General features: G+C 66.3%; 1 protein-coding gene. It reads right to left on the bottom strand.

The window, feature by feature from the left end:
- Positions 1–261, bottom strand: a 261-nt coding sequence (locus SCA31_RS24020; RefSeq protein ID WP_410699506.1) for a hypothetical protein, incomplete at both ends; no start/stop codon positions are given.

Below are 261 nucleotides of genomic sequence, written 5' to 3'. Positions count from 1 at the left end.
GCGGCGGCTTCCGGCTTCTGTTGCGGCATAGCTTCTGCAGCTGCCATGGTCGGCGCCGGTTGCGGCGCCTTGACGGTGGCGACTTGGACTGGCGCGGGGAGGGAGGCCGGAACCGTGACGGCAGAAAATGCCGCAGCGCCTGCGATCGTTTCTGCCTGCTGCTTCAGGGCAGAGGCAATTTCACTGCCGTTGTTGCGCATGGCGAGCGCCGAGAGCCCGCGGCGCTGCATCAGCGCCACCATGTCCTTGGAGGATTTCGAC

The organism is Chryseobacterium sp. SIMBA_028 (genome assembly GCF_046535285.1).
Classification (GTDB): Bacteria; Bacteroidota; Bacteroidia; order Flavobacteriales; family Weeksellaceae; genus Chryseobacterium.
This window is presented reverse-complemented; position numbering and strand designations above follow the sequence as displayed.